At 60.6% G+C, this 7,084-nt stretch carries 6 protein-coding genes and 2 pseudogenes; 6 read left to right on the top strand and 2 right to left on the bottom strand.

The genetic code is table 11. From position 1 onward, the window contains the following. A pseudogene (locus NKI61_RS31830) lies at positions 1–134 on the bottom strand (helix-turn-helix domain-containing protein); the annotation flags it as partial. Positions 135–250: 116 nt separating this feature from the next. On the opposite strand from NKI61_RS31830, the gene NKI61_RS31825 reads away from it, so the two are divergent. The 3 genes from NKI61_RS31825 to NKI61_RS31815 all read left to right on the top strand — a co-directional run bounded on the left by NKI61_RS31825 (position 251) and on the right by NKI61_RS31815 (position 4,184). After that, positions 251–382 carry a cbb3-type cytochrome oxidase assembly protein CcoS gene (locus tag NKI61_RS31825; protein ID WP_156932385.1) on the top strand — a complete coding sequence of 44 codons (132 nt, stop codon included), beginning with the start codon at positions 251–253 and terminating at the stop codon, positions 380–382. A gap of 416 nt (positions 383–798) precedes the next feature. Then, positions 799–1,980: a 5-demethoxyubiquinol-8 5-hydroxylase UbiM gene (gene ubiM, locus NKI61_RS31820; protein WP_023747249.1), complete on the top strand. Its 1,182-nt coding sequence runs from the start codon at positions 799–801 to the stop codon at positions 1,978–1,980. 293 nt (positions 1,981–2,273) lie between these two features. Continuing rightward, positions 2,274–4,184, top strand: coding sequence for a putative bifunctional diguanylate cyclase/phosphodiesterase (locus NKI61_RS31815; protein ID WP_352789905.1), 1,911 nt, complete (start codon positions 2,274–2,276; stop codon positions 4,182–4,184). Positions 4,185–4,245: 61 nt separating this feature from the next. Here NKI61_RS31815 and NKI61_RS31810 read toward each other — a convergent pair whose 3' ends face one another. Beyond that, positions 4,246–4,548, bottom strand: coding sequence for a DNA -binding domain-containing protein (locus NKI61_RS31810; RefSeq protein WP_352842303.1), 303 nt, complete (start codon positions 4,546–4,548; stop codon positions 4,246–4,248). A gap of 104 nt (positions 4,549–4,652) precedes the next feature. Here NKI61_RS31810 and NKI61_RS31805 point away from each other — a divergent pair, with 104 nt between their 5' ends. The 3 genes and pseudogenes from NKI61_RS31805 to NKI61_RS31795 all read left to right on the top strand — a co-directional run bounded on the left by NKI61_RS31805 (position 4,653) and on the right by NKI61_RS31795 (position 7,056). Continuing rightward, the gene (locus NKI61_RS31805) at positions 4,653–4,886 is read left to right on the top strand and encodes a helix-turn-helix domain-containing protein (protein WP_023708050.1); all 234 of its coding nucleotides are present in this window, start codon (positions 4,653–4,655) and stop codon (positions 4,884–4,886) included. Between the two features lie 539 nt (positions 4,887–5,425). Then, positions 5,426–6,388: an ArdC family protein gene (locus NKI61_RS31800; protein ID WP_023697813.1), complete on the top strand. Its 963-nt coding sequence runs from the start codon at positions 5,426–5,428 to the stop codon at positions 6,386–6,388. Between the two features lie 247 nt (positions 6,389–6,635). Continuing rightward, positions 6,636–7,056, top strand: a pseudogene (locus NKI61_RS31795) (DUF2958 domain-containing protein). Positions 7,057–7,084 lie beyond the last annotated feature (28 nt).

Here is a 7,084-nt window from a genome sequence, read left to right as displayed (position 1 = left end):
TTCCTCCACTTCCTAACCGTCTTCTGATTGATGCCGTAGCGCTTCGCCAGCGCCCTCAGGCTCTCTTGACTGTGCTGTATCGCTCGACGGATCGCCTCTGTCGTCGTGGCGCTCCCATGAAGAACCTGGCCCATAGCGCATCCTTTGATTCGGACGAAAAGTATGCGCCATCAAAGCCTGGGATCAAACATCCAGCGCCCGTCATGGGCGGAGAGTACGCTGTCGGCAGCAAGATGCCCGTCCTGACGGAATGCGATGGCCGCTGCCTGTTTTGGTGGGGCTTGGACCGGTGCTTCCTGTGGATCTGAAGAGCGGCCAATACCAAGATCTCGACGGCTCCGCCCAGCGGATCCTTATCGATCGGGAAGAGCCGCGAGGCTGAACCGGTTGGCGGCGCCCAACGACTGTGCGGATGCTGGTCGTCAGTCGACCGAGTCTTTGCTGGATTGCCTCGTCATGATGATATCGGCGCGCGTGCGAAGAACGGATCAGCCACAATACGTTGCCGAACCTTTGGCCAGTAGGGGCACGCGATTGGGAAGCCGACCATTCAGAATGCCTAGACATGCAAACGTTTTCACGGCAATCGACCACTCGACCGTGAACCCGCCGTTGCCGGGTTATCGAGCCTGGTTGATCCAGATCAGCGTTATCTCTTCGTCGGCGTGGTTTCATTGACCAGGCTTCCAACGGAGAACGCATGCCTATCGACGATGGGGAGATGAGCGGCAAACCGTGGGTGATTGCGATGCTTCAAGAGCGCTTCGTATCGCAGATAGCCGCTATGGCGGCACGCTGATGGCCGGCTCTGTCGACACATTCGACATCATTGTCGTCGGAGCTGGGCCGGTCGGACTTGCCTTCGCAGCATCGCTCGCCCTGAGCCGACTCAAGGTGGCAGTGGTTGAACGGCAGTCGCTCGACAGCCTGGCGAATCCGGCTTTCGACGGTCGCGAGATCGCGCTGACGCACGCATCGGTGAGAATCCTTCGCGAGCTCGGCGCCTGGGACGCCATGCCCGCATCTGAGAAATCACCGCTTCATGGCGCGCGCGTGCTCAACGGATCGAGCCCTTTCGCCCTGTGCTTCGATACTCGCAGCGGATCTGGGGAACCACTCGGATTTCTGGTCCCAAATTGTCGGATCCGCGATGCCCTGTTCAAAATTGTCTACTTCCAGGATCATGCCCGGCTGCTGTGCGGCAACTCGGTCGTGAATGCAACAACCAGCGACGACGAGGCGGTCATAACGCTTTCTGATGGCAGGCAATTGGCCGCTCGGCTGCTCGTAGCAGCGGATTCGCGTTTGTCCGCGATGCGCGACCTGCTCGGCATTGGCGCCAACATCCATCCGCTTGGCCACTCCATGCTGATTTGCCGAGTGAGGCACGAGCGCTTCCATCACCAGATCGCGGTCGAATGGTTCGACCACCATCAGACCATAGCGATGTTGCCGCTCATGGAAGGCGTGTCGTCGCTGCTTCTGACTTTGCGCTCAATCGAGGCCGATAGACTGTCTGTTCTCGATGACGAATTGTTCCTCATGGAATTGATGAACCGGTGTCGAGGACGCCTCGGGCAGATGACCCTGGCAAGCACCCGCCATGCCTATCCGCTGGTCACGACCTGGGCGCACAAGTTCTCGGCACCGAGTGCGGCACTTATAGGAGACGCTGCCATCGGCATGCACCCGGTGACCGCGCATGGCTTCAACATCGGCCTCAGCGGCCAGAAGCAACTCGCTCATAAAATACTGACAGCATGTCGCGCCCGCCGCGACATTGCCGATCCCGACATGCTCGGCAGATACGAAAGCCGGCTGCGGCTGTCGGCGGCGCCGCTCTATCATGCCACCAACATGCTTGTCGGTCTTTACTCAAGCGAGCACCCGGCGGCACGGCTTGCAAGACATGCTGGGCTCCGCTTTGCCCAACATCTTCCCTTTGTCCGCCATGGCATTTCGGCCATGCTCAGGCGGTGAATCGCACAGAGCGCTACCGCTCTGGAGCGCTGTCTCGGCGCGGCTTCTTTGTCTTGCTGGCGCGCAGCGTCGCGGGCAAGGCTGCTTCCTGGTGACGTTGCCGATCATGGCATGATTCGGATCAAGGCACGCGCGCGGGCGAAACCTTGATGATTCGGCAATGCTAAGCCAAAGGTGTGACCCGAAGCATGGTGAGCGCACTGGTTACCCTCGCTGGGTAGTTAACCCGTCCTTCAGTGGGCTTGCATAGGTTTGGTCCTCGCGAACAATGACGGAAGCAAGCTGGTCCATTCATGGCACCCCTAAAGAAAGAAGAATCGCTGGAGGCCAAAATCCGTCAGGATCAGCTTGCTGACCTGAGGGCCGGGCTCTTCGTGTCGATGCCGATAAGCGCGATCCTGTCAGGCCTGATTTGCGGGGTGCAGGCCCTTTCTGGCGGCGGCTTTGCCGCTGCAAGCTGGTTCCTGGTCGTCAATGCGCTAAATGCCGCCCGGCTTGCACTCGCCCGTTTTCAGCTAAAGGAAACGGGGCGCAATCAGGATTTGCTTGGCGTTTTGCCGCGCCTTCGCATGTTTGGCGTCCTTGCCCTTCTGGCAGGGTTTGCCTGGTCCTTCCCGGCCGTGCTGACTGTTGGATACACAACACCTCAAGCACCGATGCATCTGGTCATACTGGCGGGCATTTCAGCTGGTGCGGTTACATATGGCAGCTCGTATGCCGCCGCGGCGACCAGCTTCATCACACCTCCACTCCTCATCACGGTGGCGTGCCTTTTGGCGAAAGGCAATTTTGAACGCTACATTCTGGCTTTCACCGTTCTGCTCTTCATGGGCGGCTTGGTCCGAGCTTCGTTTGTTGGGCAGGCGCGCTTCCGCGAAGCAAGCCGCCTGAGACATGAGGCAGAGCGACTTGCGTCGGAAATGGAGCGCAACTCCAGGGAGGACCATTTGACCGCCCTTCTCAACAGGCGGGGCCTTGAACACGCCATCGGTCGGTTCAAGACCGCGGATGGCCCCTTCGTGGCAATGCTGATTGATCTGGACGGCTTTAAATCTGTCAACGACACCTACGGTCACAGGACCGGTGATGAACTGCTTGTCATGATCGCCCGCCGCATAGAGCAGGAAGCACCGGAAGGCTCAACGCTAGCTCGTATTGGCGGCGATGAATTCGTGCTGGTTTTTCCCTCAACGAGAGCTTCGCTTTCTGCCAGTGATCTCGCCTCCAATATCATAGCCAAAATTGCTCGCCCCTATATCGGGGTCGCGTCCGTGCGCGTCGGGGCATCGATAGGGATATACTTGGCGCAGACGTCGAGCCTGACTGAAATGCTGTTGCGGGCCGATATCGCCCTTTATACGGCCAAGCGCCATGGCAGGAACGAATTTTGCCTGTTCGATGCCGAACTCGACCGGGAACTCCAACGCCGCCAGTCCATCGAACGGGACCTTCATTCGGCGATAAAGACGGGAAGATTGCAACCTTGGTTCCAGCCGATCGTGAAACTCGACACCGAGGCCGTGGTCGGTTTTGAAGCCTTGCTGAGATGGTCCCATCCGACACATGGTGCCATCTCTCCACCCGAAATCATCACAGCCGCACGCGAAACCGGAATGCTTCAGCTGCTGACGCAAACCGTATTCGCCGACTGTTGTGCTTTTATCGACGGCTTGGTGAAAGCTGACTGTCGTAACATTCGTGTGGCGATGAATGTTTCCCCGCGCGAACTGGAAGCCGGCGATATCGACGACATGGTTCTGGATGGTCTGGCCGCAAGAGGCCTGCCTGCGACGATGTTCGAAATCGAGATTACCGAAGAATCGCCGGTGGATCCGGACAGAGTGGATGAAAAGCTCGGACGGCTTTCGCATGCCGGTATTTCCATCGCGCTCGACGACTTCGGCACCGGCTTTTCTACCTTGGCATCTCTCAAGGACCGTCGGATACGCAAGGTGAAAATAGACCAAGGGTTCATTCGCGGCTTGGCCAAGTCCCGAGAGGACCGACTGCTTGTCAAATCCGTCATCGAACTCGGTGACATGCTCGGGATCGAGGTCATGGCCGAGGGCGTCGAAACAGAGGCGGATCGGCAAACCCTGCACAAGCTTGGTTGCCGAACCGCTCAAGGCTTCCTCTTCTCCAAGGCTGTGCCTTTGATGCAAGCACTGGAAATGGCAGTCAAACAGTACGCGAACCAGTTGTGACCGCTCCCGCAGCGCCCGCTGTCGCGGCCGTGCGCTGCCGAATTTGGCTACAGAGACTTGCCTACTCGAAACACGTGGCATTGGGCGCGGCGAACAGTTCCTTGTAGCCGGTCGTCACCATCCAGTTCGCACGGTCGATATGGCTGCGAAGAGCTTTGCGGGCGCGGACCGGGTCAATGGACGGGTCGATGCCGAGGATGCGCTCGGCCATCTCCTTTTCGCTGGCATTCTCGGCGCAGGCATCCAGGATCCGCAGGTAGATCGTGAAATGCTCCCTGTCGTAGCTCGTGAGGTTCTCCGACCAGGGGACTTCATCGCTCAAACTTGAGCTTCGAGTCTCATCTGTTCCCATTGGTCCATTCATGCCTGCGAACCTCGCCTGTGAGCGCAGGCAGTATATCCCAAAATGGGATAATCCGAAACCGGGATTAGTCGCTGATCCGGTCTTTACCCGACCGGTTCGCCTCCATGCCCAAATCCCTTCGATCGCCTCGCCACCAGCGGTTCCTGGCCCGGCTGGTTTTGCTGCGCAAGGCCAAAGGCCTGACCCAGAAGCAGCTGGCTGACAAGCTTGGTCGTCCCCAATCCTTCGTGGCCAAGTACGAAGGCGCAGAGCGGCGTCTCGATGTCATCGAGTTTCTCGACATAACTGCGGCCCTTGACGCTGATCCGTGCGAGATTCTCTCCAGCCTCCGGTCCTAGCGGGCGCGCCGCATCTATCATGATCACGGACAGGAATATTGAGTGGGACAACGCCTCAATTTGTTGAAAGGCGAGCGCTGGTTTTCGGAGGAAGCCGCGCGCACGGCGCCGATGCCTTTTGGTTCTCGACGTAACTGCGGCGCCTGACCATGTGCGAAAAAACTTGGCGGGCGCCCGCGCGCCTGACGACGCGCACCAGGTGCTCGTGAACCGAGCCCGCTTTTCTTCGGCAAGCTCAGGCGGTCTCGGCCATTCGGCTTCGCCCCTTGGCGTGGGCAGCCCTTCGGGCTGTGACGGCCGCCGCCCTTGCGGGCGGCGCGGTTTGTCTGTTGTCCTTTCCCGGTGGCGCGGGGCGGGCGGCACTCCCTTCTAGACCCGCCGCGGCAGCCCGCAACCCTTCGCGTGCCGCTCAGGGTCCTCCTCTTCGTTCCGGTCCTTCGGATGCGGTCCGCCTACCACGGCGGGCCTTTCCGGTCGCGACTCGCCGCCCACCCCGCTTCCGGGGAAAGGCGCGGCGATTGGCGAGCGGAGGATAACACATGCGTGCAAACAGCAAGCGTACCACCAGCGGAGAGGCTGGCGCAGGCAAGGGCAGGCGCCCAGGCGCAAGCCTCTATCAGGAGATCACCGACCGCATCATTGCCGAGCTGGAGCGCGGCACCGTGCCATGGGTCAAGCCATGGGGCAGCGCAAAAGCAGGCCTCGGCCTGCCGAGGAATGCGTCCACGGGGCGCACCTATTCCGGCATCAATATCCTCATCCTGTGGGGCGCCGTCATCGAGCGCAGCTATCCCAGCCAGAATTGGCTGACCTTCCGGCAGGCGCTTGCCCTGGGCGGCAATGTCAGGAAGGGCGAGCGCGGCACGACGATCGTGCATGCCGACCGCTTTGTCCCAAAGAACGAGAAGGAGCGCGCACGCCACGAGGGCGATGCACCACAGGCCGTGCCTTTTCTGAAGCGCTTTACCGTCTTCAATGTCGCGCAATGCGACAATCTTCCGGAACACCTCCATGCCCCTGCCGAGCCGCTGCCACAGTGCGAGATCGTGCCGCAGGCCGAGACGCTCATTCTCGCCAGCGGTGCGGATTTCAGGGTCGGCGGCGATCGCGCTTTCTACATGCCGTGCAGCGACCACATTCAGGTGCCGCCGCAGCCAGCGTTCCATCAGCAGATTGACTATTACCGGACCTGCTTTCACGAGCTAGGCCACTGGACCGGCCACCCGACGCGGCTTGCTCGCGACCTCTCCGGCTCGTTCGGCTCCAAGGCCTACGCGCGTGAAGAATTGGTCGCCGAAATCACTGCCGCCTTCGTCTGCAGCAATCTCGGCATCGAGCCGACCGTGCGTCACGCCGATTACATCGGCTCATGGCTGAAGGTGCTGCGCGAGGACAACCGCGCTATATTCCGTGCCGCCAGCCTAGCTTCGAAGGCCGCTGATTTCCTGTTTGGCCTTCCGGCCGATGCGGAAGGCGAGGCGCAAGAAGGGATTGCGGCATGACGATGCGCGATCCTCAACTGACCGCGACCGAGCCGACGCCGCAAAGGAGCAGACGCTCATTCCCGGCGTCCAGCCGATCACCACGCGGGCAAACCCTCCTGATGGACGCGCCGATGTGTCCGCGCGCGGCGCAAAGCTGCTCGAGGTCGGTCTCTAATGGGGAGGCGGATCAGAGGAAGGTCCGGTGAACCTTTCTCCCGCCAGACGCAAGAAGTCAACGCGACCCGTTCTGACAAGGAGTCTTTCCATGATCCTGATCACCAATCCACTGCGCGCACGACTGCTCGCCCATGGCGCCGCCGGCGCCGACATCGACCATTTTCCCGTTGTGAAACTGTTTGATCCGACAGGTGCCGCGACCTCGCTTCTGAGCGAACTCGACGCCGATGGCGACACGCTGTTCGGTCTTTGCGATCTCGGCTTCGGCTTCCCCGAACTTGGCAGCGTCAGTCTGGCCGAGCTTGCATCCGTAAAAGGGCCGCTTGGCCTCGGCATAGAGCGCGACCTGCATTTCCAGGCGCGCTTTCCGATCTCCGTCCATGCCGAAGCCGCCCGCATTTTGCGGCCACGTCACCGAGGCCGAGCGACTGCTGCGGCAGGCAGCAGACGCCCTATCAAAGCCCCATTCCGAGCTTCCGCCCGACACGGCGGAACAGCAGCGCCGATAGGCGCAAAAACCGTCCCGCCGCGTCGGCC

Source organism: Mesorhizobium sp. M0514, from assembly GCF_040321145.1.
In the GTDB taxonomy this organism is placed as follows: Bacteria; Pseudomonadota; Alphaproteobacteria; order Rhizobiales; family Rhizobiaceae; genus Mesorhizobium.
Note: the sequence above shows the minus strand (reverse complement) of the source record. Positions and strands in the feature narration are given on the sequence as shown.

Excerpts from the sequence above, each read along its gene's own strand:
- ubiM (WP_023747249.1), top strand. The coding sequence starts at position 799 with ATGGCCGGCTCTGTCGACACATTCGACATCATTGTCGTCGGAGCTGGG.
- NKI61_RS31810 (WP_352842303.1), bottom strand. The coding sequence starts at position 4,548 with ATGAATGGACCAATGGGAACAGATGAGACTCGAAGCTCAAGTTTGAGC.
- NKI61_RS31815 (WP_352789905.1), top strand. The coding sequence starts at position 2,274 with ATGGCACCCCTAAAGAAAGAAGAATCGCTGGAGGCCAAAATCCGTCAG.
- NKI61_RS31800 (WP_023697813.1), top strand. The coding sequence starts at position 5,426 with ATGCGTGCAAACAGCAAGCGTACCACCAGCGGAGAGGCTGGCGCAGGC.
- NKI61_RS31805 (WP_023708050.1), top strand. The coding sequence starts at position 4,653 with ATGCCCAAATCCCTTCGATCGCCTCGCCACCAGCGGTTCCTGGCCCGG.
- NKI61_RS31825 (WP_156932385.1), top strand. The coding sequence starts at position 251 with ATGCGATGGCCGCTGCCTGTTTTGGTGGGGCTTGGACCGGTGCTTCCT.